Raw genomic sequence first — 24,465 nt, 5'->3', positions numbered from 1 at the left:
CGTATCCCGTTCCCGGGGTACGCGACCGTGTGGAGGCGGCGGCATCATGACCACCCCTTTGCTGCTCCTGGCAGCCGCGTTCCTGCTGATTCTCGCCAACGGATTCTTCGTCGCGGCCGAATTCGGACTCGTGACGGTCGAGCGGCCCGAGGCCGAGAAGGCCGCCGCCGAGGGCGACCGGCGCGCCCGCCGCGTCGTCGAATCGCTCAGGGAACTGTCCTTCCAGCTCTCCGGCACCCAGCTCGGCATCACCATCACCTCCCTCGTCGTCGGCATGCTCGCCGAACCGGCACTCGCCCAGCTGCTGCACGGCCCGTTCACCTCGATCGGCATCCCCGAGGGAGCCGTCTCCGGTGTCACGGTCGTGGTCGGCATGCTGCTGGCCTCCGCCGTGCAGATGGTGATCGGCGAGCTGCTGCCCAAGAACTGGGCGGTGTCCCGGCCGCTGCAGGTCGCCCGCTTCGTCGCGGGCCCGCAGCACGTCTTCGCCCGGCTGTTCCGCCCGGTCATCGCCGGCCTCAACGCCGTCGCGAACCGGCTCGTGCGTGCCCTGGGCATCGAGCCCGCCGAGGAGCTGGCCTCCGCCCGCACCCCCGGTGAACTCGTCTCCCTGGCCCGCCACTCGGCCCTGGCCGGCGCCCTGGAGCAGGACACGGCCGACCTGTTCGTCCGGACCCTGTCGCTGGGCGAGCTGACCGCGCAGCACGTCATGACGCCGCGCGTGAAGGTCAGCGCCCTGCAGTCCTCGGCCACCGCGGAGGACGTCGTCAACCTGACCCGGGCCACGGGCCTGTCCCGCTTCCCGGTCTACCGGGAGAAGATCGACGAGGTCGTCGGCATGGCCCACCTCAAGGACGCCCTGGCCGTCCCCGTCCAGGACCGGCTGCGCACCCCCGTCGGACACATCGCCCGCCCGGCGCTGCTCGTCCCCGAGACGCTGCCCGTGCGGCCGCTCCTCGCCCGCCTGCGCAGCGAGCAGCCCATCGCGGTCGTCGTCGACGAGTACGGCGGCACCGCCGGTGTCGTGACGCTGGAGGACATCGTCGAGGAGATCGTCGGCGAGGTCCGCGACGAGCACGACGGCCACGACCTGCCCGAGCTGGCCGCCGTGCCGCCGGAGGACGGCAGGCCCGCCTGGGACGTCGACGGCAGCTGCCGGGTCGACATCCTGCAGCGCATAGGCCTCGACGTGCCCGAGGGCCCGTACGAGACCGTCGCGGGCCTGATCGCCGACCTTCTGGGCCGTATCCCGGCCGTCGGCGACAAGGCGGAGCTGCCCGGCTGGCGGCTGTCGGTGCGCCAGGTCGGTCACTACCGTGCCGAGCGGGTCCGGCTCGTGCGGACCGCCCCGGTGGTCTCCATGGCGGAGGCCGTCCGATGAGCGTGCTCCAGCTTCTCTTCGCCGCGCTGCTCGTGCTCGCCAACGGCTTCTTCGTCGGCGCCGAGTTCGCGCTCGTCTCCGTACGCCGCAGCCAGATCGAACCGCTCGGTACCGCCCGCTCCCGGCAGGTCCTCTACGGGCTGGAGCGGCTGCCGCAGATGATGGCGGCGGCCCAGTTCGGCATCACCATCTGCTCGCTGACCCTGGGCGCGGTCGCCGAACCGACGGTCGCGCACCTGCTCGAGCCGGTCTTCGAGTGGATCCACCTGCCGCACGGCATGATCCATCCGCTGACCTACGTCATCGCCCTCGCCGCAGTGGTCTTCTTCCACCTCGTCATCGGCGAGATGGTCCCGAAGAACCTGGCGATGGCGGCCCCCGAGAAGGTCGCGCTGTGGCTCAGCCCCGGTCTGGTCTGGTTCGCGCGCTTCTGCAAGCCCATCACCGCCGCCCTCGGCGCGGTCGCGCAGGGCATCCTGCGGCTCTTCCACGTCGAACCCAAGGACGAGGTGGAGGCCGTCTTCACCAGCGAGCAGCTCAACCGGCTGGTGGAGGACGCCGGCCAGGCGGGCCTGCTCGACCCCGAGGAGGCCGAGAGCCTGGAGGACGCACTGGAGCTGGGCTCCCGCCCGGTGACGGACGTCCTGCTCAAGCGGGAGTCGCTGGTGACGGTCAGCCCGTCGGTCACCCCCGGGCGGATCGTCGAACTCACCGCGCGCACCGGCTACTCCCGGTTCCCGGTGGCCGCGGACACCGGTGCCTTCATGGGCTACCTGCACGTCAAGGACGTCCTCGACCTGGAGGACTCGGACCGGGCCGTTCCGCAGCACCTGTGGCGCCACATGACGACCCTGCGGCCCGAGCTGCCGCTCGACGACGCCCTCACGGTGATGCGGCGCGCGGCGACGCACCTGGCCCAGGTCGCCGACGCGTCCGGCAAGGTGCTCGGGCTGGTGGCCCTGGAGGACGTGCTGGAGCTGCTGGTGGGGGAGGTGCGGGATCCCGCGCACCGGGAGGTGCGCGAGGTGAGGCTGACCGAGCCGAGGTCCGGTGAAGAGGTGCTGGCGACCTAGCACCTCGGCTGCGGGCGCGTGGAGGCTGGTCGCGCAGTTCCCCGCGCCCCTGGGCGGGGGCGGGGAAGGCCGGTCGAGCCGCACCCGCCGGCCCGCGGCCGAGGGACTCACATGGCTGACGGATCCTGCGGTCCCCGCCCCGACAGGACCTCCCCGTACGCCTGCATCAGATCCGGCAGCCGCAGCGTCGCCAGATCCTCCCGGCCCAGCACCCCGGGATACACCGACAACCGCAGATCCCGGTACGCGCAGCTCTTCTCGTACAGCGTCCGCAGGAACCGCCCGTTGCCCAGTTCGTCGATCCACCCCTGGTCCACCACGTGCCCGGCGATGGACCGCAGCTCGTCCAGGGCCTCCTCGTCCCAGAGGTCACCGTTCTCGGCCGCGAGCACCTTGCCGATCTCGGTGAGTTCGAGCGGCCGGTACGAGGGGAAGTCGACGCGGGTGGTGAAACGGGACGACAGCCCGGGGTTCGCGGCGAGCAGGCGGTCCATGCCCTCCGGGTAGCCGGCCAGGATCACCACCAGGTGGTCCCGGTTGTCCTCCGCGCGCTTCAGCAGCACTTGCAGGGCCTCGTCGCCGTACGCGTCCCCCTTGCCGTAGCCCGAGTTGGACAGCGCGTAGGCCTCGTCGACGAAGAGGACGCCCCCGAGGGCCGAGTCGATCAGTTCGTTCGCCTTCACGGCCGTCTGCCCGAGGTACTCGCCGACCAGGTCGGCCCGCTGGGCCTCCACGAGATGGTCGCCGCCGAGCAGCCCGAGGGCGTAGAAGACGCGGCCCAGGATGCGGGCGACGGTGGTCTTGCCGGTGCCGGAGGGGCCGGAGAAGACGAAGTGGCGTTTCGGCGGCTGGACCGGGAGTCCCTGACCGGCTCGCAGCCGGGCCATGTTCAACTGCGCCGACAACGCCTTGACCTGGCGCTTCACCGGCTCCAGGCCCACCATGCGTTCGAGCTCGGCGAGCGCCTCCTCCAGTAACGCCGGGTCGGTGGGTCCGGCGGGGAGGGAGGGAGCGGGGCCCATCCGTTCGCGGACCGGCGGGCCGGTCACCGGCGGCAGAGGGGCGATCGGCGGCTCGGGGTCGGGCAGTCGCAGATCACGCCCCTCGAGACCGAAGAGCGGGTCGAACCCGTCGGGGCCGTCCACGGCGTCCTGGCCCGCACCGGTGAGGGTGATCGCCGCGAGGTCCGCGGCCTCGTCGTACCCGTCGCCCTCGGCGATGGCGGCGAGCCGGGCGGAGGTGTCCATGAACGCCGGGTCGACGCGGTGCACGGCACGGTACAGGGGCAGGGCCGCGGCACTGCGTCCGGTGCCCTCGTGGGCCCGGGCCAGCCAGTAGCGCAGCTCCTTGCGCTGGGGCTGCTCGCTGCGGCAGCGCATCAGCGCGGTGGACAGCAGGGGTTCGGCCTGGCCGTACATCTCCAGCCGCACCCGGGCCATACCGCCGAACAGGCCCGCCTCGATGCCGAGCATCGCATCGTCGAGCAGGGGATCGGTGTGGCGGACCAGCTGCTCCCAGTCCTTGACCAGATAGGCGCGGCAGGAGTGCAGGAAGCGGACCTGGTGGTCGGTGTCCACGGGCGGCAGCCCGGCGAGCGCGCGGTCCAGCTCGGGGACGTGGCGGCCGTCCAGCCAGTGGGAGGCGTGCGCGAGCAGCAGGTCGCGGGGGCTCTCCAGCACGGGCTGAACCCACCAGCCCAGCCAGTACCAGGAGTTGAGCGTGCGGCGGTAGCGGGAGCGCTGCTCGCCGAAACGGTCCCGGTGCCGGAACATCCGCAGCAGCGCGGTCGTCGTGTCGACGCGCAGCGCGTGCAGCCCGAGCCAGGCGTCGGCCATCCCGGAGTCCATCCGCACGGCGGCCCGGAACTCCTCCTCCGCCTGCGGATAGGCACCCATGGTGTAGGCGTCCACGCCTCGCAGCCAGGCGAGGTCGGCCGGGGCCTGTGGGCCCTGCGTGCCGAAGTCCATCACGTCCCCCACGAACCGTGCCCCCGTCGGTAGGCCAACGAGCCGTCCCCCAGCCGGCTGCCCTGCTCTCGAACCGCTGTGCCACGGACCGGAGTTGCACCGCGCGCGAAGCAACCGTCCGTAGGTCGCGACGAGGGCATCGTACCTGCGGGGGCGGCGCGCCCGTAGGGTGCCGCACGGCCCGTTCGGCGAGGTGGGAGCGGAGGTGGCGGACGCGTGCGCGGTGACCCAGGGTGACCGCTCGGCGTCGCGCGGCGGGCGGGCATCCGGAAGGAGACAGAACGAAGCCCCCGATCACGGGGGAACAACCGGGGGCTTCGCGTCTGTGGGCGGCTCCGATGCCGCACATTGAGAACGTAAGACCTGTACGGGCCAGCGGTCAAGCCGAGTTGGAGCACTCCGGCAAGTTGTCCCGCAAGCCCTTTCACAAGTTCAGCACACAGCGGGCGGTCCGTCACCGTGCGTGAGGGGCTGGTCCGGTCCAACGGCATCGGCAGGTCCCGTGAGCACCTCGTATCCCTTCTCCCGCTGCCGTACCAGAAGGTCGGCGAACGGCCGCGAGGGGTCGGCGGCGAAATGCCGGCGCTCGGCGGGGGCCCAGCCGTCCCAGAACTCCCGTTGCTCCTCCCCGTCCCGGGACCGACCCCGCGCCCAGGACTCCTCGCGCGTCAGCTCCATCCACAGCAGCAGGGCCAGGTGCGGGCGCAGCGCACGGCGCCCCGCGCCGACACCCTCGAGGAGGATCACCGGCGCGGGCGGCAGGGCGCGCGGGGAGCCGAAGCGGCGGGCTCGCCAGTCATAGGGGGCGTAGTGCGCGGTCCTGCCCCGGCTGAGCGGTGTGATCACCTGGTCCAGCAGGCGGCCGGTCCAGTCGAACAGCGCGTCGTGGCTGGCGACGTCGTCGATGCGCAGCACCGGCGCACCGTCCAGCGCGGTGGCCAACTCCTCGGCGAACGTGCTCTTCCCGGATCCGGCGTGCCCGTCTACCCCCACGAGCCGGACCGGGCCGCAAGCAGGGGGGAGGCCGCGGATCCGGGCGGCCAGATCGCGGACGGCGGGGCCCGGTGCCGGGCGGAAGGACGGATTCATCTCGCTCAGCACTCTAACGACGGGGGGTGCGGCGGACGCCACTGGTCGACGCCAATATTGGTGGGCGTGGCGCGCGTCGAAGTGCTGGCAGGACACGGCTGCCTGTGCTCATATGTGGCGCACGCACGGATGCGAGCCGCCGTGCACGGACCTGCTCCGCACCTGCCCGACTCCGACATCCGGGGGCCCCGCCATGCGCAGAGCCGAACAGCCGTCCCGCCGAACCGTCCTGGCCGCCGCGGTCGCCGCCGCCGTCACCGCGAGCGCGGGCCCGGCGGCCGCCGACCCCGAGGCCCTCATGACGTCCCACACCGCAGACCCCGCCCGGGCGGTCCCGGCCCGTACCGTCGACAACAGGTTCTGGGTCTCGTACGGCGACTGGTCCGGTGGCACGGCGAAGGGCACCAGGGCCGTGGCGGGCGCCCGCCCGGGCGTGGTCATCGCGAAGCCCACCGGGGCGGTCGACTACCAGGACCCGCACACCGGCACCACCGCCGCCTGGGAATACGCCACCTGGACGTCCCCCGTCCACCGGCTCGCCGTCCCCGCGACCGAGGCGATCGTCTCCTGGAACGCGCACACCCCGGCCGGCACCTGGATCCAGGCCGAGATCAAGGCCGCCTACACCGACGGCTCCAGCACGCCCTGGTACGTGATGGGCCGCTGGGCCGCCGGTGACCGGGACATCCGCCGCACCTCGGTCGACGGCCAGAAGGACACCAAGAGCACGGTCTGGACCGACACGCTGGCGATCGACGACCCGTCGACCGGCCTGCGCCTGGCCTCCTACCGGCTGCGCCTGACCCTGCACCGCAAGCCCGGCACCAAGGCCACCCCGACCGTGTGGCGGCTCGGGGCCATGGGCTCCGACGTGCCCGACCGCTTCACCGTCCCGGCATCCGCACCCGGACTCGCGAAGGAGCTGACCGTCCCGCGCTACTCGCAGGAGATCCACAAGGGTCGGTATCCGGAGTACGACAACGGCGGCGAAGCGTGGTGCAGCCCGACCTCGTCCCAGATGATCATCGAGTACTGGGGCGGCCGGCTCACCGCCGCGCAACTGGCCTGGGTCGATCCCGCGTACGACGACCCGCAGGTGTGCCACGCGGCCCGTTCCACCTACGACTACCAGTACGCGGGCTGCGGCAACTGGCCGTTCAACGCCGCCTATGCGGCCACGTTCAAGGACCTCCAGGGCGTGGTCACCCGGCTCGGCTCGCTCACCGACCTGGAGACGCTGATCGCCGCGGGCATCCCGGCCATAACGTCCCAGTCGTTCCTGAAGGAGGAGCTGACCGGCGCCGGGTACGGCACCGCGGGGCACCTGATGACCGTCGTCGGCTTCACCACCGACGGTGACGTGATCGCCAACGATCCCTTCTCGGCGACCAACGAGGCTGTGCGGCGCGTCTACAAGCGGCGCGAGTGGGAGAGCATCTGGCTCCGCACCAAGCGGTACAACGCCTCGGGCAAGGTCGTCTCGGGCACCGGTGGCGTCTGTTACCTGTACTTCCCGGCCCGCCCGAACGCGGCCCAGCGCACGGCGCTGGCAGCCGTGGGCGTGCGGGTGTGACCGACCTTACGGCCGCAAAAGCGACCTCAGGTGGCAAGGTGGACGGAACCGGCGGGGGGATTCCGTCCGCACCACCGACCCAGCGAGAAACCATGACCGCACAGTCAGCCACCGTCCACCGCGCCCGCACCGGCGGCCCCCGGGACGACGGACCGAAGATCGTCGAGCACCTCATGGGCTGGGCCCTCGTCGTGGTCGTCGCGATGCTCGTGACCCGGCTCGGGCTGCTGTGACCTGACCCACGACGCGGTGGTGAGGCCTGCCATACTGCGGAGGTCCCACCCCGCCCGTTGAGACCAGGGTCGAAATTGAATATCAGCCCCCAGCCTGCCGCGCGCCCCAGGGCCCGCGGCACCGAGCGCTCGATGGCGCGCCGTGCCGAACTCATCGCCATCGGGCGGAGGTTGTTCGCCGACACGTCGTACGACGCCCTGTCGATGGACGACATCGCCCGGCAGGCGCACGTCGCCAAGGGGCTGATCTACTACTACTTCCAGTCCAAGCGCGGCTACTACCTGGCCATCGTCCAGGACTCGGTGAGTGAACTGCTCACCCTCGCGGCGAGCGGCCCGGAACTGCCCCCGGTGGACCGGGTCCAGCGCACCATCGACAGCTATCTGCGCTACGCCGAGCACAACCAGGCCGCGTACCGCACGATCGTGAGCGGCGGCGTCGGCTTCGACACGGAGGTGCACGCCATCCGCGACGGAGTGCGCGAGGCCGTCGTGAGCACCATCGCCGAGGGTGCGTACGGCCGCGCCGACATCACCCCGCTGGCGCGGATGGGCCTGCTGTCCTGGGTGTGCAGCGTCGAAGGCGCCACGCTCGAATGGATCGACCGTCCCGAACTGCCCCGCGGCACCATGGGCGAGCTGCTGGTGAAGACCCTCGGCGGGGCCCTGCGCGCGATCGAGGAACTCGACCCCGCTCACCCGGCCCCCGCAGCCCGCCCGCCGGGGCGTGTGAGCGAGGGGCGGAGGGCCGCCGCGGGCCCCCCGCCCCTGTGACCGTGCCCTACCTGATCGCCTTGATCAGCTCCCCGTTCGCCGTGTCGCCGCTCAGCTCCCAGAAGAACGTGCCGCCCAGACCCTGCTGGTCCTTGTAGTTCATCTTGGTGCCGATGGTCGCCGGGGTGTCGTAACTCCACCAGTTGCTGCCGCACTTGGCGTACGCCGTGCCGGCCACGGTCCCCGTCGCCGGGCACGTGGCCTTGAGCACCTTGTAGTCCTCGATGCCCTGCTCGTAGGTGCCGGCCGCCGGGCCGGTGGCGCTGCCGCCGGGAGCCGCCTGGGTGACACCGGTCCAGCCGCGGCCGTAGAAGCCGATGCCGAGCAGCAGCTTCGAGGCGGGGATGCCGAGGCCCTTGAGCTTCGCGATGGTCGCCGAGGAGTGGTAGCCGGCCTTCGGGATGCCGGAGTACGAGGTCAGCGGCGAGTGCGGGGCCGTGGGACCGGCGGAGTCCCAGGCGCCGAAGAAGTCGTAGGTCATCGGGTTGTACCAGTCGACGTACTGGGCGGCGCCCGCGTAGTCGGCCGCGTCGATCTTGCCGCCCGGGGTGGCGTCGGCGGTGATCGCCGCGGTGACCAGGTTCCTGGAGCCGAACTTGGCACGCAGCGCCTGCATCAGGTTGCGGAAGGCCGCCTTGCCGCTGGTGTCGCAGGTGGCGCCGCAGGTGTTCGGGTACTCCCAGTCGATGTCGATGCCGTCGAAGACGTCGGCCCACTTGGAGTTCTCGACGAGGTCGTAGCAGGACTGGGCGAAGGCGGCCGGGTTCTTCGCGGCCTCGCCGAAGCCGCCCGACCAGGTCCAGCCGCCGAAGGACCACAGGACCTTGAGGTTCGGGTGCTTCTGCTTGAGCTTGCGCAGCTGGTTGAAGTTGCCGCGCAGCGGCTGGTCCCAGGTGTCGGCCTTGCCGTCGACGGACTCGGCGGCGGTGTAGGCCCGGTCGGTGGCGGCGTAGCCGTCGCCCATGGCGCACTTGCCACCGGTGACGTTGCCGAAGGCGTAGTTGATGTGGGTGAGCCTGCTGCCCGATCCGGACGTCTCGATGTTCTTGACGTAGTACTTGCGGTCGTAGGTGCCCCATTCGGTGAAGTACCCGACGACCTTGGAGCCGGCCCTGGGAGCGGGCTTCGCGCCGGCGGCGGCCTCCTGAGCCGAGGCCGCCGCGGTGGCGGAGGTGCCCGCGGCGAGCAGACCGGCGCCGAGGACGGCACAACAGGCCGCGGACACGATGGCCCGGAAGCGGGAAGGGTGGGGGGTGTGCATGCGGTGTCTCCTCGTGGGGAGAGGGAACGCGCGCCGATTGGCATGAACGCGGTGAATCGGTGGAGCGAAACAGTAGGAGGACTAGACCAGTTGGGTCAATGGTGCGGACCAATTTCGCCGGCCCCGACGCGCTCGGCCATTTCTTGCAGTAAGCGGTCGTTAACTGGTGACTCGATGCCTCCGATCGGGCATACTCACAGCGCACAGCCGCTGGTCAGCAGCTTCCGAGACCCGGGACTGCAAGCATCGGCAAGGCACCAGAACGACCCGGCGGCGCCGCCCCCACCCATGGGTCCGCCCGCCAGTGCCCGACAGGGAGGAGAGCGTCGCCATGCCCGACCGCGCCCCGCAGCCGGTGGACCGACAACTGCCCACGGAGGAGGCCCGGGACCTGATCTCGCTCGTGCGCGACATCGCGCAGCAGGAGATCACCCCGAAGGCGGCCGAGGAGGAGGACGCCGGCCGCTTCCCGCGCGAGCTGTTCACGCTGCTCTCCCGCTCCGGACTGCTCGGCCTGCCGTACGACTCCGAGTACGGCGGTGGCGACCAGCCCTACGAGGTGTACCTCCAGGTCCTGGAGGAGCTGGCCGCCGCCCGCCTCACCGTCGGTCTCGGCGTCAGCGTGCACTCCCTGGCCTCCTACGCCCTCGCCGCCTACGGCACCAAGGAGCAGCAGGTCGAGCATTTGCCGGCGATGCTCGGCGGCGGCCTGCTCGGCGCCTACTGCCTCTCCGAGCCGCACTCCGGATCGGATGCGGCGGCCCTGCGCACCAGGGCCGTGCGGGACGGCGACGACTGGGTGATCACCGGCACGAAGGCCTGGATCACCCACGGCGGGATCGCCGACTTCTACACCGTCATGGCCCGCACCGGCGAGGAGGGCCCGCGCGGGATCACGGCCTTCCTGGTGCCGGGCGACGCCAAGGGCCTGAGCGCCGCCGTGCCCGAGAAGAAGATGGGCATGAAGGGCTCGCCCACCGCGCAGGTCCACTTCGACGGTGTCCGTGTCGGGGACGACCGCCGCATCGGCGAGGAGGGGCAGGGTTTCGCGATCGCCCTGTCCTCGCTCGACTCGGGGCGGCTCGGCATCTCGGCGTGTGCGATCGGCGTGGCGCAGGCCGCGCTGGACGAGGCGGTGTCCTACGCGGCCGAGAGGCGCCAGTTCGGCAAGTCGATCGCCGACTTCCAGGGGCTGCGCTTCATGCTCGCCGACATGGCGACGCAGATCGAGGCCGGCCGCGCGCTCTACCTCGCGGCGGCACGGCTGAAGGACGCCGGCCGGCCGTTCGCGAAGCAGGCCGCCATGGCCAAGCTGCACTGCACCGACACGGCGATGCGGGTCACCACCGACGCCGTGCAGATCCTCGGCGGCTACGGCTACACCGCCGACTTCCCGGCCGAGCGCTACATGCGCGAGGCCAAGGTGCTGCAGATCGTGGAGGGCACCAACCAGATCCAGCGGATGGTCATCGCCCGCCATCTCGTGGGTCCAGAGGGACGCTGAACTGGTCGAGGCCCCGCCAGGGGGTCGCGAGCCGCATCCACTCCGGGTCGTGCCGACCCGGCAGGGTGCGGCCGCCCTCGGCCCAGGTCCGCATCAGGTCGCGGTAGATCGGCGGGTCCTGATAGCGGGGCGGAGCCGGCCGAACCGATTCCGCGGGTGGCGGGACGTACAGGAGGCGCTGACGCCCGGTCGCTGAGGAGATGGGGGTCATACCAGGGCAACGCGGCACAGCCGGGCCAGGTCACCGGGGTGTGGAATCGAGCGTGCGTTCAGTGGCGTCCGGGTCCCGCGCACGCCGGTCGTCTCGAGCCGGCCGGCGCGGCGCCGTCCTCGGCCTCCGCGCCGCGTGTCCGGGCGCACCGAACCCGCACCACGGCCTTCTGCCGAAGCCGTGGCGCGGGGCAGTTGCGTAACGGAAGCGGCGGGCGGAAGGCCCGCGCTCAGGCCGCGCGACGCATGACCGGGACCCTGATCGGGCGCGAGCCCGGGCCGCCGACGTGCGAGAAGGGCTGGGTCCGCCAGTCGAGGCCCTGAGGGAGCGTCAACAGCAGGGCGGTGTCCTGCTCCTGCGGTTCCACGGACTCGTCCGCGGGGCGGGCGTCCGTGGCCCTGCGGCCGGTTCCGGCGCAGACCGTCAGTCCGAAGGGGTTCCACGGCGAGGCGCACAGCGCGTGCTCCGGCAGAACCTCCTCGTCCGCCAGCAGGGCGATGGGCTGCGCGCAGTCCGGGCAGACGACCCGGAACATCTCGAACGTGTCGTAGGCGTCGAGTTCGTCGTCGAAGGCGTCGCGTTCGACACCCTCCGGCTCGGGCTCGACGACGAGCTGCCGCTTGGGTGCGGTGCGACCAGGGCGCTTAAGACTCTGCATTGGGTTCTCCCCCTCGGGCTGGGCCGTATCAGGCACTGCGGCCTCGACCACAGCAAGCACTTCCCGTCCCCCCTGGGCGGTAATCACGAGAACATTACGGAGGCCGTTCGATCCCTGTGGCGTTCGTCACATACCCCGCACGGGTGTCCACTGCGGTGCGTTTGTCCCCCGGACGGCTGACCCGCGGCTTCCGGACACATCACGAACCGGGCATGACCTGGGGTGCTCAGGTATCGGAGGAGATCAACCGCCCTGTAGGTTCTTGCGCCATGGAGGAGCTGGACCGACAGATCGTGCAGCTGCTCGTCAAGGACGGGCGGATGAGCTACACCGACCTGGGCAAGGCCACGGGGCTGTCCACGTCGGCCGTGCACCAGCGGGTGCGGCGGCTGGAGCAGCGGGGCGTCATCCGGGGTTATGCCGCGGTCGTCGACCCGGAGGCCGTCGGGTTGCCCATGACGGCGTTCATCTCGGTGAAACCGTTCGATCCCAGCGCCCCGGACGACATCGCGGACCGGCTGGCAGGCGTGCCCGAGATCGAGGCCTGCCACAGTGTCGCGGGCGACGAGAACTACATCCTGAAGGTGCGGGTGGCGACGCCGCACGAGCTGGAGGAGCTGCTGGCGCGGGTGCGGTCGCTGGCGGGGGTGTCGACGCGGACGACGGTCGTGCTGTCCACGCCGTACGAGGCACGGCCGCCGCGGATCTGAACGCCGTGCGAGGCACGGCCGCCGCGGATCTGACCGCCGTGCGAGGCACGGCCGCCGCGGATCTGACCGCCGGTCGCCGGGTGCGGGCCGTGCGGGGTTGATCGCGCAGTTCCCCGCGCCCCTGCTGCGGGCGGTCGCCCCCGCCCCTGTGAGACTGTCCTCCATGAGTGAGTCCACCGCCCCGCCCAAGACCGTTCTTCTCCGTCGTGGTGAGGTCCACAGCCCCGCCGACCCCTTCGCCACCGCGATGGTCGTGGAGCACGGGCAGGTCGCCTGGGTGGGGTCCGAGGGGGCCGCCGACGCCTTCGCCGACGGGGTCGACGAGGTGGTCGACCTCGACGGGGCACTGGTCACCCCCGCGTTCACCGATGCGCATGTGCACACCACCGCGACGGGACTCGCCCTCACCGGGCTCGATCTGTCCGGCGCACCCTCCCTCGAAGCGGCCCTGGCCCTCGTACGGGACTTCGCCGCCGCCCGTCCGGACGACCGGGTGCTGCTCGGGCACGGCTGGGACGCCGCCCGCTGGCCCGGGGGCAGGCCCCCGACGCGCGCCGAACTCGACGAGGCCACCGGGCACCGGCCCCTCTACCTCAGCCGGATCGACGTCCACTCGGCGGTCGTCACCTCGGCCCTGCTCGACCTGGTCCCCGATGCCGGCCGGGTGGACGGACCGCTCACCGCCGACGCCCATCACGCCGTACGCGCCGCCGCGTTCGCCGCCGTCACGCCGCAGCAGCGCGGCGACGCCCAGCGCGCCGCGCTCGCGCACGCCGTCTCGCTCGGGATCGGCACGCTCCACGAGTGCGCCGGGCCGGAGATCTCCTCCGAGGACGACCTCACCGGCCTGCTGCGCCTCGCGGGCGAGGAACCAGGGCCTCGGGTCGTCGGCTACTGGGCCGAGCAGGACGTCGCCAAGGCACGGGAGCTGGGCGCGGCCGGAGCCGCGGGAGACCTGTTCGTCGACGGCGCCCTCGGCTCGCACACGGCCTGTCTGCACCGGCCGTACGCCGACGCCGCCCACACCGGCATCGCCTACCTGGACGCCGACGCGGTCGCGGCGCACGTCGTGGCCTGTACCGAGGCGGGCCTGCAGGCCGGTTTCCACGCCATCGGCGACGCGGCCGTGGACGCCGTGGTGGACGGGGTGCGCGCCGCCGCGGAGAAGCTCGGGCTCGGGCGGATCCGGGCCGCCCGGCACCGCGTCGAGCACGCCGAGATGCTCACGCCGGAGAGTGTCGCCGCCTTCGCCGAGCTGGGCCTCACGGCATCCGTGCAGCCCGCGTTCGACGCCCTGTGGGGCGGCGAGGAGGGCATGTACGCGCGGCGGCTGGGCGCGGAGCGGGCCCGAGGCCTGAACCCCTTCGCGGCCCTGCTGCGCGCCGGTGTCCCGCTCGCCTTCGGCTCCGACAGCCCGGTGACCCCGCTCGACCCGTGGGGCACGGTCCGGGCCGCCGCCTTCCACCGCACGCCGGAGCACCGCGTCTCGGTGCGCGCCGCGTTCACGGCCCACACGCGCGGCGGCTGGCGGGCCGTGGGACGGGACGACGCGGGCGTTCTGGTCCCGGGTGCCCCCGCCGACTACGCCGTCTGGCGCACCGGCGAACTCGTCGTCCAGGCCCCGGACGACCGCGTCGCCCGCTGGTCGACGGACCCCCGCTCCGGCACCCCGGGTCTTCCCGACCTCACTCCGGGCCACGACCTGCCCGTCTGCCTGCGCACCGTGGTGGGCGGGCGCACGGTCTTCGTACGGCCGGGCGAGTGATCTACGGGGGTGGCGAGCAGGAAGTCGTGCGCCGAGCCCCTGGCGCGCGACCTGCGTATCCTCGGCGCTGACCAGGGCTTTGCCAGGAGATCCGCAGGTCAAGCGGCTGTTGACAGGCGGCCGCAGGGGGCCGGTAGGTTCGGCCGAGTCCACCACCGGACGCCCGACCGGGAACGTCCGAGCACTCGCCGCGGCGCCGCCGGGTCAGGGACGGTGTGCCGCACCGGGGCACCGTCACTGGGAGCCAGGCTCAGGCCGGTGCAGCGCCGAGGGAACGTTCCGGCCGGTCGGGGAGGTGTGACCCGGGTGGGGCCCGCGCGCTCAGTAGACAACGGCTTTCGGTCGATCCGCAGCCAGCGGATCCCAGGTCGGCCCGAAGGGCGCCGGGCCCCCATCCGCCGCACACGCGCACCCGGAGGCGCGCACTTACCCTCGTCTTTCGGATTCGACACCACGATTCGAACGTCCTGTCACGTCATCGCAGGCCGGGCCCACTATGGTGGACCCCTGCGTATGAACATGAAGGGGCAGTAGTGAACGACGGCGACGGAACCCTCGCGGCAGAAGCCCGGGAGAGGAAGTTCGGCCCGCTCGGCACGGCCTTGGTGATCATCCCGACCTACAACGAGGCGGAGAACATCAAGAGCATCGTCGGCCGGGTACGCGAGGCCGTCCCCGAGGCGCACGTACTCGTGGCCGACGACAACAGCCCGGACGGCACGGGCAAGCTCGCCGACGAGCTGACCGTCGAGGACGACCACGTCCACGTGCTGCACCGCAAGGGCAAGGAGGGCCTCGGCGCCGCCTACCTCGCGGGCTTTCGCTGGGGCCTGGAGCGCGACTACGGCGTGCTGATCGAGATGGACGCCGACGGCTCCCACCAGCCCGAGGAACTGCCCCGCCTGCTCACCGCCCTCAAGAGCGCCGACCTGGTGCTGGGCTCGCGCTGGGTGCCGGGCGGCCGGGTGGTGAACTGGCCGAAGTCCCGCGAGGTGATCTCCCGGGGCGGCAGCCTCTACTCCCGGCTGGCGCTCGATCTGCCGCTGCGCGACATCACCGGCGGCTACCGTGCCTTCCGCCGAGAGACCCTGGAGGGCCTCGGCCTCGACGAGGTCGCCTCCCAGGGGTACTGCTTCCAGGTCGACCTCGCCCGCCGCGCGGTCAAGGCCGGCTACCACGTGATCGAGGTACCCATCACGTTCGTCGAGCGTGAACTGGGCGACTCCAAGATGAGCCGCGACATCCTCGTCGAGGCGCTGTGGCGCGTCACGGCGTGGGGCGTGGGGGAGCGGGTCGGCAAGGTCATGGGCCGCGGCGGCAAGCCCGCCAAGCCGTAGCGGCAGACCGCCTCAGGGGCGGCGGTTCACAGAAAGAGCTGATGGCAGCCTTATCCCGTGCTGAACCGGGGCCAGGCACACTGGACGCATGACGACTGGCGCTCAGACCCCGCTGCCCCCTGCCCGGCCCAAGCGCTCCCGGCTGCGTACGTTCCTGCCGCTGGGCGTCGCCGCATGGCTGGTGCTGGAGATCTGGCTGCTCACCCTGGTCGCGGGGGCTACCAGCGGGCTGGTGGTCTTCCTCGTTCTGCTGGCGGGTCTCGTTCTCGGCTCCGTCGTCATCAAGCGGGCCGGACGGCGGGCCTTCCGCAAGCTCTCCGAGGCGCTGCAACAGCAGCAGAGCGGTGTGATGCCCGAAGCGGGCCGGTCCAACAGCGAGGGCAACGGCCTGATGATGCTGGGCGGCCTGCTCCTGATGATCCCCGGTCTGGTGTCGGACGCCGTGGGTCTGCTCCTGCTGCTGCCGCCGGTCCAGAAGCTCGTGAGCCGCTCGGCGGAGCGCACCTTCGAGCGCAAGCTCCGCGAGGCCGGCGCGGGCGGCCTGGGCGGCGCCTTCCAGCAGGTTCGTATGCACCGGCCCGACGGCAAGGTCGTCCAGGGCGAGGTCATCAGGGATGAGCCGGGCGATGCCCCGCGGCCGCCGCGCCCGCCACTGACGCACTGAGCCGCCCCCCGGGGAGCGCGTAGCCGAAGGGCCGTTCCGCGGCCCGCGCTCCGGGCAGCCATCGGCCGCCCGCCTGCCTGGGCAGGCCGTTCCGCCCACGCACTCGGGCACCGGACATGCACAAGACCGCGGGCGCCGTACGTCACGTACGGCGCCCGCGGTCTTGTGATGCGCTGTTGTTCGGGCCAGACCCTGGGGGACTAAGCCGACTTGCGGCTGTCACGGGGATGAACAGCGATGTTCATCGCGCCGGAACGCAGCACCGCCAGGCGCTCCTCGAGGACCTCTTCGAGTTCCTCACGGGTGCGCCGCTCCATCAGCATGTCCCAATGCGTACGCGCGGGCTTGCCCTTCTTCTCTTCAGGGATATCGCCGTCCACGAGGAGTGCCTGGGCCCCACAGACCTTGCACTCCCACTCCGGCGGGATCTCCGCCTCGACCGAGAAGGGCATCTCGAACCGGTGCCCCTTCTCGCATGCGTACTCCACGGCCTGGCGCGGGGCCAGGTCGATGCCGCGGTCCGTCTCGTAGCTGGTCACCACGAGGCGCGTGCCGCGAAGAGCTCGCTCACTCATGAATCGTGCCTCCCGGGCTTGTCGCCCACAGGACAGGTGTCGCTGTCGTCGTCATCCGGTCAACGTCCGGTCGGCGGTAAAGATTCCCGTTCCGGGTCTCGTTCCGGGTCATGCGTCGCCGTCGTAGCCGCCCTTGTTGTACCCACCAGCGCCCGGTTTGTCACATCTGATAACAGATATAACCCAGCGTTTCGGCATCTTTGACGCGCAGTAACGGTACGCCTGGCAGGCCAAACGCGTACACTACAGCCCTTTCGCTCCGAGTGCTAAATCCTGTCCGGAACCGGATTCCCCGCTTCGTCGATCGCACGCCGCACCGGGACCCGCGAGAGCAGGACGAACCCGAGGGCGAAGAAGGCCACCAGCGAGATGATCGCGTCCCGGTAGCTCCCCGTCAGCTGGTAGGTCACGCCGAACAGCAGTGGCCCGAGCCAGCTCATGCCGCGGTCGCTCATCTCGTACGCCGAGAAGTATTCGGCCTCTTTGCCCGGCGGGATCAGATGGGAGAACAGGGACCTGGACAGCGCTTGGCTGCCGCCGAGGACCAGGCCGATCCCGGCGGCGAGGGCGAAGAACCACACCGGCGCCCCGGCCGGCAGGAAGTACCCGGCCGCCAGCGTCACCGTCCAGGCGACCAGCGAGCCCAGGATCGTGCGCTTGGCCCCGTACACCCGGGCCAGCCGGCCCATGACCAGCGCGCCGGCCACCGCCAGCACCTGCACCAGCAGGACGGCGCCGATGAGTGTGGACTGCCCGAGGCCCAGTTCCTCGGAGCCGTAGATCGAGGCCTGGGAGATCACCGTCTGGATGCCGTCGTTGTAGACGAGGTACGCCAGCAGGAAGGACAGCGTCAGCGGATGGCGTCGCATGTCGCGGACGGTCGCCGCCAGCTGCCGGAAGCCCGGGAGGGCCGCCTCCCGGCCGGCGGTACGGCGATCGCGCAGCCGCCGCAGCGGGACGATGGCGAACGCAGCCCACCACAGGCCGGCCGATGCCAGGCAGATGCGCACGGCCGTGCTCTCGGAGAGGCCGAAGCCCTCGTGCCCGGTGTAGAGGACCAGGTTCGCGACGAGGACCAGGGAGCCCGCCGCGTAGCCGAAGGCCCAGCCGCGCGAGGACACCGCGTCCCGCTGCTCGGGCGGGGCGATCTGCGGCAGGTAGGAGTTGTACAGCATCATCGCCACGGACTGCGCGGCGTTGGCGACGACCAGCAGGGCACCGCCCAGCAGGTAGCGGTCACCGTCCAGGAAGAACATGGCCGCGGTGGCCGTGGCCCCGGTGTAGGCGGCGGCCGCGAGGAGGGGCTTCTTGCGGCCGGTGCGGTCGGCGGCGGCGCCGACCAGGGGCATCACCAGGACCGCGACGATCACCGACAGGGACACCGAGTACGCGAAGAAGGACCCGGCCCGCACCGGGACGCCCAGGGGGTGGACGTAGCCGTCGGCGTCGGCCGCCGACTCGGCGACCGAGGTCAGGTAGGGGCCGAGGAACACGGTGAGCACGCTCGTCGAGTAGACGGAGCAGGCCCAGTCGTAGAAGTACCAGCCGCGCTGTTCGCGTCTCAGCTCCGCGGCCCCGTCGGCCGGTGGTGTCCGCACGGTGTCGTTGCCCACCCGTGCCCTCGCTTCCCCGTGAACGCGCGGAGGGGAGGTGCCCCGGGGCGGGGAGCTTCTGACGCTCCCTAGACCCAGACGCCGCGGTCCTCCATGACCTTGCGCAGTGTGTCGATGTGATCGGTCATGATGCCATCCACGCCAAGGTCGAGGAGCCGGTGCATCGTCTCGGCGTCGTTGACGGTCCACACGTGCACCTGGAGTCCGCGCGCGTGAGCGGTGTGCAGGAACCGCCGGTCCAGGACCTGGATGCCGGACTGCGTCTCGGGGACCTGCGCGGCCACCGCCGAGCGGCGCACCGCCGCCGGCAGCCCCCAGGAGCGCAGCCGCAGGTTGAGCACGCCCCGTGTGCCGTACGACGTGGCCAGGCTCGGGCCGGCCAGCCGCTGGGCGCGCACCACCCGCGCTTCGGAGAACGAGCCGAGACACACCCGGTCCCACGAGTTCGTCCGCCCGACCAGGTCGAGGAAGGGCAGCAGGGCGCCCTCCGCCTTGACGTCGACGTTCCAGCGCACGTCGGGGAAGGTCTCCAGGAGCTCCTCGAAGAGGGGGAGCGGCTCCTCGCCCGCCACACGGGCCTGCCGCACCTCGTGCCACGGCAGGTCGGCGATCCGGCCCCCGCCGTCCGTCACCCGGTCCAGCGTCGCGTCGTGGAAGGCGACGAGCTCGCCGTCCGCAGTGGTGTGGACGTCGGTCTCGATGTACCGGTAACCCGCCTCGACGGCCCGCCGGAACTGCCGCACGGTGTTCTCCAGGCCGTCCGCGGCCCCGCCCCGGTGGGCGAAGGCGATCGGGCCGGGATGGTCGAGGTAGGGATGGCGTATCCGCGGGGTCACGAACGCAGTATCGCTCCTCGGGGTTGACCGGTGGCAACGGCCGTGCTGCCGCCGGATGCCCGGGGGACGGCGAACACACGCAGGAACAGCTGGGCGAGCGGGCCGATCGCCAGGGCGTACAGGAGGGTGCCGATGCCGACGGTACCGCCGAGGGCGAAGCCGGTCGCCACGACCGCGAGCTCGATGCCCGTGCGGACCAGGCGGATCGAGACGCCCGTGAGCTGGTGCAGTCCGGTCATGAGGCCGTCGCGCGGGCCCGGCCCGAAGCGCGCCGCTATGTACAGGCCGGTCGCCGCGCCGTTCAGGACGATCCCCGCCACCATCAGCGCGATGCGCGGCGCCGGGCCGTGCGCGTCGGGCACCAGCGCCAGCGTCGCGTCCATCGCCATGCCGATGACCAGCACGTTGGAGATCGTGCCCAGGCCCGGTCGCTGCCGCAGGGGGATCCACGCGAGCAGCACGGCGGCGCCCACCAGGGTCAGTACGACACCGATCGACAGACCGGTCCGCTCGGCGAGACCCTGGTGCAGCACGTTCCACGGCTCCAGGCCGAGCCCCGACCGGACGAGCAGCGCGGAACTCGCGCCGTACAGCGCGAGACCCGCGTAGAGCTGGACAAGCCGACGGGCGAGGCGCCCCTGCGTGGCCATGATGTGCCCCCAGTGGTGATAGTGGACTGCTTCGTGACACCCTGTGGCTTGGGTGGAGAGGCCATCCATGGCCAATCCGGGGAAGGTGGACTGATTTCGATGGCGGAATGGACCTCGGCCGTGGGTGCGGCACAGCTCGCGCGGCTCCTCAGCTCCCAGCAGGACCGCCCGGCGGGACCCGGCACACGCCGGCCGCCGGCCTATCGCGCGCTCGCCGACGGCATCCGCCTGCTGGTGCTCGAGGGGCGCGTCCCGGTGGCGGCCCGGCTGCCCGCCGAGCGTGAACTCGCCCTCTCCCTGTCCGTCAGCCGCACCACGGTCGCCGCCGCGTACGAGGCCCTGCGCAGCGAGGGGTTCCTGGAGTCCCGGCGCGGTGCGGGGAGCTGGACCGCCGTCCCGGCCGGGAACCCGCTGCCCGCGCGCGGTCTCGAACCCCTGCCGCCGGAGGCACTCGGCTCCCTCATCGACCTCGGCTGCGCCGCACTCCCCGCTCCCGAACCCTGGCTCACCCGGGCCGTGCAGGGCGCCCTGGAGGAACTGCCGCCCTACGCGCACACCCACGGCGACTATCCCGCCGGACTGCCCGCCCTGCGGGCGATGATCGCCGAGCGCTACACCGCCCGCGGCATCCCCACCATGCCCGAGCAGATCATGGTCACGACCGGTGCGATGGGCGCGATCGACGCCATCTGCCATCTGTTCGCCGGGCGGGGGGAGCGCATCGCCGTCGAGTCGCCCTCGTACGCCAACATCCTCCAGCTGATGCGGGAGGCCGGGGCGCGGCTGGTGCCCGTCGCCATGGCCGAGGGGCTCACCGGGTGGGACATGGACCGCTGGCGGCAGGTCCTGCGGGACGCCGCGCCGCGCATCGCCTACGTCGTCGCCGACTTCCACAACCCGACCGGGGCGCTCGCGGACGAGGACCAGCGCAGGCGGCTGGTGGACGCGGCGCGGTCCGCGGGAACCGTGCTGATCGCCGACGAGACGATGAGCGAGCTGTGGCTCGACCCGGAGGTGCGGATGCCGCGGCCGGTGTGCGCGTTCGACCCGGCCGGGTCCACGGTGATCACGGTGGGGTCGGCGAGCAAGGCCTTCTGGGCCGGGATGCGGATCGGGTGGGTGCGGGCCGCCCCGGACGTGATCCGCAGTCTGGTCGCCGCCCGCGCGTACGCCGATCTCGGCACGCCGGTGCTGGAGCAGCTGGCGGTGAACTGGCTGTTCGGGACGGGAGGCTGGGAGCAGGCCGTGGAGGTGAGGCGGGAGCAGGCCCGGGCGAACCGGGACGAGCTGGTGGCCGCGGTGCGGCGGGAGCTGCCCGCGTGGGAGTTCGAGGTGCCCCGGGGTGGGCTGACGCTCTGGGTGCGGACCGGCGGCCTGTCCGGGTCACGGCTGGCCGAGGCGGGGGAGCGCGTCGGAGTGCGGGTGCCGTCCGGGCCGCGGTTCGGGGTGGACGGGGCGTTCGAGGGGTACGTGCGGCTGCCGTTCACCGTGGGCGGGGCGGTGGCCGAGGAGGCGGCCGTGCGGTTGGCCGCGGCGGCGGGACTGGTGGAGAGCGGCGCGGTGGGGAGCGCGGAGCCGCCGCGTACGTTCGTGGCGTAGGACGGACCGGAAAATCCCGGCGACCCGGACTACCCCGGCGACCAGGACAGACCCGGCGGACCGGGCGGCGGCTGCCGGGGTCTGCCCCCCGGGTGGCACGCCACCCGCCGCTACGTCTCCTTGGTCAGCACCGGCACCTGTTCCGGCAGGGGGTCTTTGGTGAGGACCGGTACCGGGGCCGGTCGGGGCTCCTTGGTGGGGACCGGTACCGGGTCCGGCATGGGCTCCTTTGCCGGGGCCGGCGCCGCCTGCCGCGACGGTGCTTGCCCCTGCCCCGGTTCCGGTTCCTGCTCCGTCGGCACCGGTGCCGGTTCGCCTTCCGGTGGGTCCTGCTCCGGGATCGTCTCCCCGTCCGCCGGGGCGGTGCGCGGCGGGAGGAGGTCCAGGACCGCCTCGCAGAGGGCGTCGGGTGTGGCGTCGTCGTAGGGGTTCGGCGTGGCCGGGACCTGGAGGCGGTGGACCGGGCCCGTGCCCAGGCGGGCGTAGCCGCGGCCCGGCGGGAGCTCGTCGATCAATGTGCTGGGCGGGGGCGCGCCCAGGACCGATTCGAGCTGGTCGGCCGTGGCCGGGCCCAGGACCACACGGGCGCGGGTGTGCCGGCGAACCGGATCGCTCAGGGCGTCGAAGCTGTCCAGCTGGTCGGCCACGACCACCGTCACGTTCGCGGGTCGGCCGTGCCGGAGGGGGACCTGGAGGAGGGACTGGGGATCCTTGCGGCCGTCGGCGGCGGCCAGGTGGGTGAACGCCGTCGGGCGGTCCAGCAGGATCCACAGCGGGCGCTTGGTGTCGTCGGGCGGCGGTTCGCCCGCCTGGTGGGCGTGGTTCGCGGCGATGAGGCGGCGCTCGGTCTCGGTCGCGGCCCACTCCAGGCCGGCCGTGACCCCGGCGAGCCCCGCCTCGACGGCCAGGACGCCGTCCCGGCCGGTCAGGCAGGCGTACTCGCCGGTGCCGCCACCGTCCACGATCATCACGTCGCCGTGCTGCAGGGCCTGCAGGGCGATGGACCGCAGCAGGGTGGAGGTGCCGCTGCCCGGCTGGCCGAGAGCGAGCAGGTGCGGCTCGGTGGAGCGCAGGCCCGTGCGCCAGACGACCGGCGGCACGTCCCGCTGCCGCTCCCCGTAGGTGACGGGAAGAGTGCGCTGGACCCGGGTGGAGTCGGTGAAACCCAGGACCGTCTCGCCGGGGGTGGTGACGAAACGCTGGGCGGCGATGTCGACGGGCAGCGGCAGGAGTACGCCGACCGTCAACTGGTTGCCCTCCTCGTCCCACGTGAAGTGGTATTCGCGGCCCCGGCCCGACTTGGCCGCGAGGAGGTGCTCGATCCGGGCGCGGGCCTCGGCCTCGCCGTCGGTGAAGTACGCCGGGTAGCGGACCACCAACTGCGAGATCCGGCCGCCGGTGTCGAACGCGTAGGTGGGGAAGGCCTTGTCCCACGCGCCGCCGTGGGAGTACAGCGGCTCGGGGTCCTCGGCGGCTGAGAAGTACGGCACGAGCGCGTCGTACAGCGACTTCAGCCGCTGGCTCTGCGACTCGTCGGGCCCGTCCGACGCCGTCGTGGAGCGCTCCCTGCCCTGCCAGGCCGCGGCCGCCATCAGGGTGATGGCGGCCAGCAGCGGCCCGTACGGCACCAGCGCCACGACCAGGACGACGGAGGCGACCAGGAACAGCAGCGCGCCCCGTCGCTCCGTGGGGGTCTCGGTCCATCTGCGCCGCCCGGCCGCTGCCAGCCGGCGCAGACCCCGCATGATCGTGATCAGCGGGTGGAGGACGTCGGTGGCGCTGTCGGCGGCCGTCCGGGCCAGCTCCCGGCTCCGGGCGAGCTGCGCGCCGCCGTTGCTCAGAATGCGGGGGAGGGGGCGCCGGGCCACTACTGCCTCCAGGGAGTGCGTACGGGGCGGGATGCGTACGGGGGATCGCCTCAGAACTTGATTCCGCCGAGGAGGCTCGCCAGGCTCTCGCCACCAGCCTTGATGCTCGGGGCGATGGCGGTACTCGCCAGATAGAAGCCGAACAGCATGGCGACCACGGCATGCGACGCCTTCAGTCCGTCCTTGCGGAAGAAGATGAAGACGACGATGCCGAGCAGGACCACACCTGAGATGGAGAGGATCATTTGGGTTCTCCTGGTTCGCGGGGACAGTCACCATGAGTACTTCCAGGCTCACAGCTTGTATCCATGCGATAAAAGGTGCAACTGGGTGAAGTCCGGACTATTCACCCTGGGTGGCGGGGCGGTTCCGGGTCCCGTCGGGCCGGGCGGTCGCGTTGGTCCCGGTCTGCGCTGATCTTTACCTCGGGCACATCGGGTCATGTGCAGCGCCAGCCAGTACCCTGGCGATTCACTCGTACGGCTGCGCCCTCGCAGGCGTACGCACCGGAGGCGATGCGTAGTGGAGAGGCGGTCCGCCCGATGACCGAAGTCCCCGACCCCGAGGTCGTGGAGCTGGCGACCAAGGTCTTCGATCTGGCCCGGCGGGGACAGACCGAGCCGCTCGTGGCCTATGTCGACGCGGGTGTTCCGGCCAACCTCACCAATGACCGCGGCGACTCGCTCGTGATGCTCGCCGCCTATCACGGTCACTCCGAGGCGGTGCGCGCCCTGCTCGAGCGCGGCGCCGAGGCCGACCGCGTGAACGACCGAGGCCAGACCCCGCTCGCAGGGGCCGTCTTCAAGGGCGAAACAGACGTGATCAAGGCCCTCCTGGAGGGCGGAGCAGACCCGTCCGCCGGCACGCCGTCGGCGGTCGACACCGCCCGGATGTTCGGCCGGACGGAATTGCTCGAACTGTTCGGCGAGCACTGAGCCGACCGGTCTGACCTGGAACGACAACGAAAACGGGGGAGGCGGTAAAGGGCCGCCGAAATTTCGGTCGCGGCAGACGGAAGTGCCGAGTCATCATGACCACGTGGTTCACGGACGTGATGGTTGGGCAGGTTTTGCCGCACCGCGCGGGCCGTGACGCGGTCCGCAAGGGCCACCGACGAGAGGCAG

General features: G+C 72.0%; 23 protein-coding genes. 12 read left to right on the top strand and 11 right to left on the bottom strand.

Annotation, left to right across the window (positions count from 1 at the left end; translation table 11 throughout):
* Nucleotides 1-46: 46 nt before the first annotated feature.
* Nucleotides 47-1,381 (top strand): hemolysin family protein, encoded by a 1,335-nt coding sequence (locus AB0B29_RS17405; RefSeq protein WP_362240133.1) that lies wholly within the window; start codon nt 47-49, stop codon nt 1,379-1,381.
* Nucleotides 1,378-2,454 (top strand): hemolysin family protein, encoded by a 1,077-nt coding sequence (locus AB0B29_RS17400; RefSeq protein ID WP_362240130.1) that lies wholly within the window; start codon nt 1,378-1,380, stop codon nt 2,452-2,454. Before AB0B29_RS17405 ends, AB0B29_RS17400 begins: the two co-directional genes overlap by 4 nt.
* Before the next feature lie 107 nt (nt 2,455-2,561).
* Here the strand turns inward: AB0B29_RS17400 and AB0B29_RS17395 are convergent, their stop codons facing one another.
* On the bottom strand, nt 2,562-4,421 hold the full coding sequence (locus tag AB0B29_RS17395) for an AAA family ATPase (protein ID WP_362240997.1): 1,860 nt from the start codon (nt 4,419-4,421) through the stop codon (nt 2,562-2,564).
* A 432-nt stretch (nt 4,422-4,853) separates the two neighbouring features.
* Complete coding sequence (locus AB0B29_RS17390; protein WP_362240127.1) at nt 4,854-5,510, bottom strand: uridine kinase family protein; 657 nt, start codon at nt 5,508-5,510, stop codon at nt 4,854-4,856.
* 193 nt (nt 5,511-5,703) lie between these two features.
* On the opposite strand from AB0B29_RS17390, the gene AB0B29_RS17385 reads away from it, so the two are divergent.
* The 3 genes from AB0B29_RS17385 to AB0B29_RS17375 all read left to right on the top strand — a co-directional run bounded on the left by AB0B29_RS17385 (nt 5,704) and on the right by AB0B29_RS17375 (nt 8,090).
* Nucleotides 5,704-7,083 (top strand): peptidase C39 family protein, encoded by a 1,380-nt coding sequence (locus AB0B29_RS17385; protein WP_362240125.1) that lies wholly within the window; start codon nt 5,704-5,706, stop codon nt 7,081-7,083.
* 92 nt (nt 7,084-7,175) lie between these two features.
* Nucleotides 7,176-7,316 (top strand): SCO1431 family membrane protein, encoded by a 141-nt coding sequence (locus AB0B29_RS17380; protein WP_104778833.1) that lies wholly within the window; start codon nt 7,176-7,178, stop codon nt 7,314-7,316.
* 75 nt (nt 7,317-7,391) lie between these two features.
* A complete protein-coding gene (locus AB0B29_RS17375; protein ID WP_362240123.1) occupies nt 7,392-8,090 on the top strand; it encodes a TetR/AcrR family transcriptional regulator in 699 nt (232 codons plus the stop codon).
* Nucleotides 8,091-8,097: 7 nt separating this feature from the next.
* On the opposite strand, the gene AB0B29_RS17370 is transcribed toward AB0B29_RS17375, so the two are convergent.
* Nucleotides 8,098-9,351 carry a glycoside hydrolase family 18 protein gene (locus AB0B29_RS17370; RefSeq protein ID WP_362240120.1) on the bottom strand — a complete coding sequence of 418 codons (1,254 nt, stop codon included), beginning with the start codon at nt 9,349-9,351 and terminating at the stop codon, nt 8,098-8,100.
* A 331-nt stretch (nt 9,352-9,682) separates the two neighbouring features.
* On the opposite strand from AB0B29_RS17370, the gene AB0B29_RS17365 reads away from it, so the two are divergent.
* Nucleotides 9,683-10,855, top strand: coding sequence for an acyl-CoA dehydrogenase family protein (locus tag AB0B29_RS17365; RefSeq protein WP_362240117.1), 1,173 nt, complete (start codon nt 9,683-9,685; stop codon nt 10,853-10,855).
* On the opposite strand, the gene AB0B29_RS37780 is transcribed toward AB0B29_RS17365, so the two are convergent.
* Entirely contained in the window at nt 10,818-11,066 is a 249-nt protein-coding gene (locus tag AB0B29_RS37780; protein ID WP_436845853.1) for a hypothetical protein, read from the bottom strand. The two genes, AB0B29_RS17365 and AB0B29_RS37780, sit on opposite strands and share 38 nt — an antisense overlap.
* A 229-nt stretch (nt 11,067-11,295) precedes the next feature.
* Nucleotides 11,296-11,724 (bottom strand): hypothetical protein, encoded by a 429-nt coding sequence (locus AB0B29_RS17360; RefSeq protein WP_362240115.1) that lies wholly within the window; start codon nt 11,722-11,724, stop codon nt 11,296-11,298.
* A gap of 269 nt (nt 11,725-11,993) precedes the next feature.
* On the opposite strand from AB0B29_RS17360, the gene AB0B29_RS17355 reads away from it, so the two are divergent.
* From AB0B29_RS17355 to fxsA, 4 genes are all read left to right on the top strand, one after another.
* Nucleotides 11,994-12,434: an Lrp/AsnC family transcriptional regulator gene (locus AB0B29_RS17355; RefSeq protein ID WP_006136660.1), complete on the top strand. Its 441-nt coding sequence runs from the start codon at nt 11,994-11,996 to the stop codon at nt 12,432-12,434.
* A gap of 163 nt (nt 12,435-12,597) precedes the next feature.
* Nucleotides 12,598-14,199 carry an amidohydrolase gene (locus AB0B29_RS17350; protein WP_362240112.1) on the top strand — a complete coding sequence of 534 codons (1,602 nt, stop codon included), beginning with the start codon at nt 12,598-12,600 and terminating at the stop codon, nt 14,197-14,199.
* 533 nt (nt 14,200-14,732) lie between these two features.
* On the top strand, nt 14,733-15,536 hold the full coding sequence (locus tag AB0B29_RS17345) for a polyprenol monophosphomannose synthase (RefSeq protein WP_362240110.1): 804 nt from the start codon (nt 14,733-14,735) through the stop codon (nt 15,534-15,536).
* Nucleotides 15,537-15,624: 88 nt separating this feature from the next.
* Nucleotides 15,625-16,200: an FxsA family membrane protein gene (fxsA, locus tag AB0B29_RS17340; protein ID WP_362240107.1), complete on the top strand. Its 576-nt coding sequence runs from the start codon at nt 15,625-15,627 to the stop codon at nt 16,198-16,200.
* A 200-nt stretch (nt 16,201-16,400) separates the two neighbouring features.
* Here the strand turns inward: fxsA and AB0B29_RS17335 are convergent, their stop codons facing one another.
* From AB0B29_RS17335 to AB0B29_RS17320, 4 genes are all read right to left on the bottom strand, one after another.
* Nucleotides 16,401-16,775 carry an RNA polymerase-binding protein RbpA gene (locus tag AB0B29_RS17335; RefSeq protein WP_361932691.1) on the bottom strand — a complete coding sequence of 125 codons (375 nt, stop codon included), beginning with the start codon at nt 16,773-16,775 and terminating at the stop codon, nt 16,401-16,403.
* Between the two features lie 266 nt (nt 16,776-17,041).
* Nucleotides 17,042-18,388 (bottom strand): MFS transporter, encoded by a 1,347-nt coding sequence (locus AB0B29_RS17330; RefSeq protein ID WP_362240104.1) that lies wholly within the window; start codon nt 18,386-18,388, stop codon nt 17,042-17,044.
* Between the two features lie 68 nt (nt 18,389-18,456).
* Nucleotides 18,457-19,224 (bottom strand): glycerophosphodiester phosphodiesterase, encoded by a 768-nt coding sequence (locus AB0B29_RS17325; protein WP_362240101.1) that lies wholly within the window; start codon nt 19,222-19,224, stop codon nt 18,457-18,459.
* Nucleotides 19,221-19,874, bottom strand: coding sequence for a YczE/YyaS/YitT family protein (locus AB0B29_RS17320; RefSeq protein ID WP_362240099.1), 654 nt, complete (start codon nt 19,872-19,874; stop codon nt 19,221-19,223). Before AB0B29_RS17320 ends, AB0B29_RS17325 begins: the two co-directional genes overlap by 4 nt.
* Before the next feature lie 99 nt (nt 19,875-19,973).
* Between AB0B29_RS17320 and AB0B29_RS17315 the strand changes: the two genes are divergently transcribed.
* Nucleotides 19,974-21,473 (top strand): PLP-dependent aminotransferase family protein, encoded by a 1,500-nt coding sequence (locus tag AB0B29_RS17315; protein WP_362240096.1) that lies wholly within the window; start codon nt 19,974-19,976, stop codon nt 21,471-21,473.
* Between the two features lie 110 nt (nt 21,474-21,583).
* On the opposite strand, the gene AB0B29_RS17310 is transcribed toward AB0B29_RS17315, so the two are convergent.
* Nucleotides 21,584-23,341 carry a hypothetical protein gene (locus AB0B29_RS17310; protein ID WP_362240094.1) on the bottom strand — a complete coding sequence of 586 codons (1,758 nt, stop codon included), beginning with the start codon at nt 23,339-23,341 and terminating at the stop codon, nt 21,584-21,586.
* A gap of 50 nt (nt 23,342-23,391) precedes the next feature.
* Entirely contained in the window at nt 23,392-23,586 is a 195-nt protein-coding gene (locus tag AB0B29_RS17305) for a hypothetical protein (RefSeq protein ID WP_030843336.1), read from the bottom strand.
* A 297-nt stretch (nt 23,587-23,883) separates the two neighbouring features.
* Here AB0B29_RS17305 and AB0B29_RS17300 point away from each other — a divergent pair, with 297 nt between their 5' ends.
* Nucleotides 23,884-24,276 carry an ankyrin repeat domain-containing protein gene (locus AB0B29_RS17300; RefSeq protein WP_362240092.1) on the top strand — a complete coding sequence of 131 codons (393 nt, stop codon included), beginning with the start codon at nt 23,884-23,886 and terminating at the stop codon, nt 24,274-24,276.
* Nucleotides 24,277-24,465: the final 189 nt, after the last annotated feature.

The sequence above is a fragment of the Streptomyces tibetensis genome, from assembly GCF_040647715.1.
In the GTDB taxonomy this organism is placed as follows: domain Bacteria; phylum Actinomycetota; class Actinomycetes; order Streptomycetales; family Streptomycetaceae; genus Streptomyces; species Streptomyces tibetensis_A.
The sequence above is the reverse complement of the archived record's forward strand: the minus strand, read 5'-3'. Positions and strand labels throughout refer to the sequence as shown.

Bases quoted from the DNA above. Each gene is read 5' to 3' on its own strand.
- AB0B29_RS17405 (WP_362240133.1), top strand. From the start codon at position 47: ATGACCACCCCTTTGCTGCTCCTGGCAGCCGCGTTCCTGCTGATTCTC.
- AB0B29_RS17400 (WP_362240130.1), top strand. From the start codon at position 1,378: ATGAGCGTGCTCCAGCTTCTCTTCGCCGCGCTGCTCGTGCTCGCCAAC.
- AB0B29_RS17395 (WP_362240997.1), bottom strand. From the start codon at position 4,421: ATGGACTTCGGCACGCAGGGCCCACAGGCCCCGGCCGACCTCGCCTGG.
- AB0B29_RS17390 (WP_362240127.1), bottom strand. From the start codon at position 5,510: ATGAATCCGTCCTTCCGCCCGGCACCGGGCCCCGCCGTCCGCGATCTG.
- AB0B29_RS17385 (WP_362240125.1), top strand. From the start codon at position 5,704: ATGCGCAGAGCCGAACAGCCGTCCCGCCGAACCGTCCTGGCCGCCGCG.
- AB0B29_RS17380 (WP_104778833.1), top strand. From the start codon at position 7,176: ATGACCGCACAGTCAGCCACCGTCCACCGCGCCCGCACCGGCGGCCCC.
- AB0B29_RS17370 (WP_362240120.1), bottom strand. From the start codon at position 9,351: ATGCACACCCCCCACCCTTCCCGCTTCCGGGCCATCGTGTCCGCGGCC.
- AB0B29_RS17365 (WP_362240117.1), top strand. From the start codon at position 9,683: ATGCCCGACCGCGCCCCGCAGCCGGTGGACCGACAACTGCCCACGGAG.
- AB0B29_RS37780 (WP_436845853.1), bottom strand. From the start codon at position 11,066: ATGACCCCCATCTCCTCAGCGACCGGGCGTCAGCGCCTCCTGTACGTC.
- AB0B29_RS17360 (WP_362240115.1), bottom strand. From the start codon at position 11,724: ATGCAGAGTCTTAAGCGCCCTGGTCGCACCGCACCCAAGCGGCAGCTC.
- AB0B29_RS17355 (WP_006136660.1), top strand. From the start codon at position 11,994: ATGGAGGAGCTGGACCGACAGATCGTGCAGCTGCTCGTCAAGGACGGG.
- AB0B29_RS17350 (WP_362240112.1), top strand. From the start codon at position 12,598: ATGAGTGAGTCCACCGCCCCGCCCAAGACCGTTCTTCTCCGTCGTGGT.
- fxsA (WP_362240107.1), top strand. From the start codon at position 15,625: ATGACGACTGGCGCTCAGACCCCGCTGCCCCCTGCCCGGCCCAAGCGC.
- AB0B29_RS17335 (WP_361932691.1), bottom strand. From the start codon at position 16,775: ATGAGTGAGCGAGCTCTTCGCGGCACGCGCCTCGTGGTGACCAGCTAC.
- AB0B29_RS17320 (WP_362240099.1), bottom strand. From the start codon at position 19,874: ATGGCCACGCAGGGGCGCCTCGCCCGTCGGCTTGTCCAGCTCTACGCG.
- AB0B29_RS17315 (WP_362240096.1), top strand. From the start codon at position 19,974: ATGGCGGAATGGACCTCGGCCGTGGGTGCGGCACAGCTCGCGCGGCTC.
- AB0B29_RS17305 (WP_030843336.1), bottom strand. From the start codon at position 23,586: ATGATCCTCTCCATCTCAGGTGTGGTCCTGCTCGGCATCGTCGTCTTC.
- AB0B29_RS17300 (WP_362240092.1), top strand. From the start codon at position 23,884: ATGACCGAAGTCCCCGACCCCGAGGTCGTGGAGCTGGCGACCAAGGTC.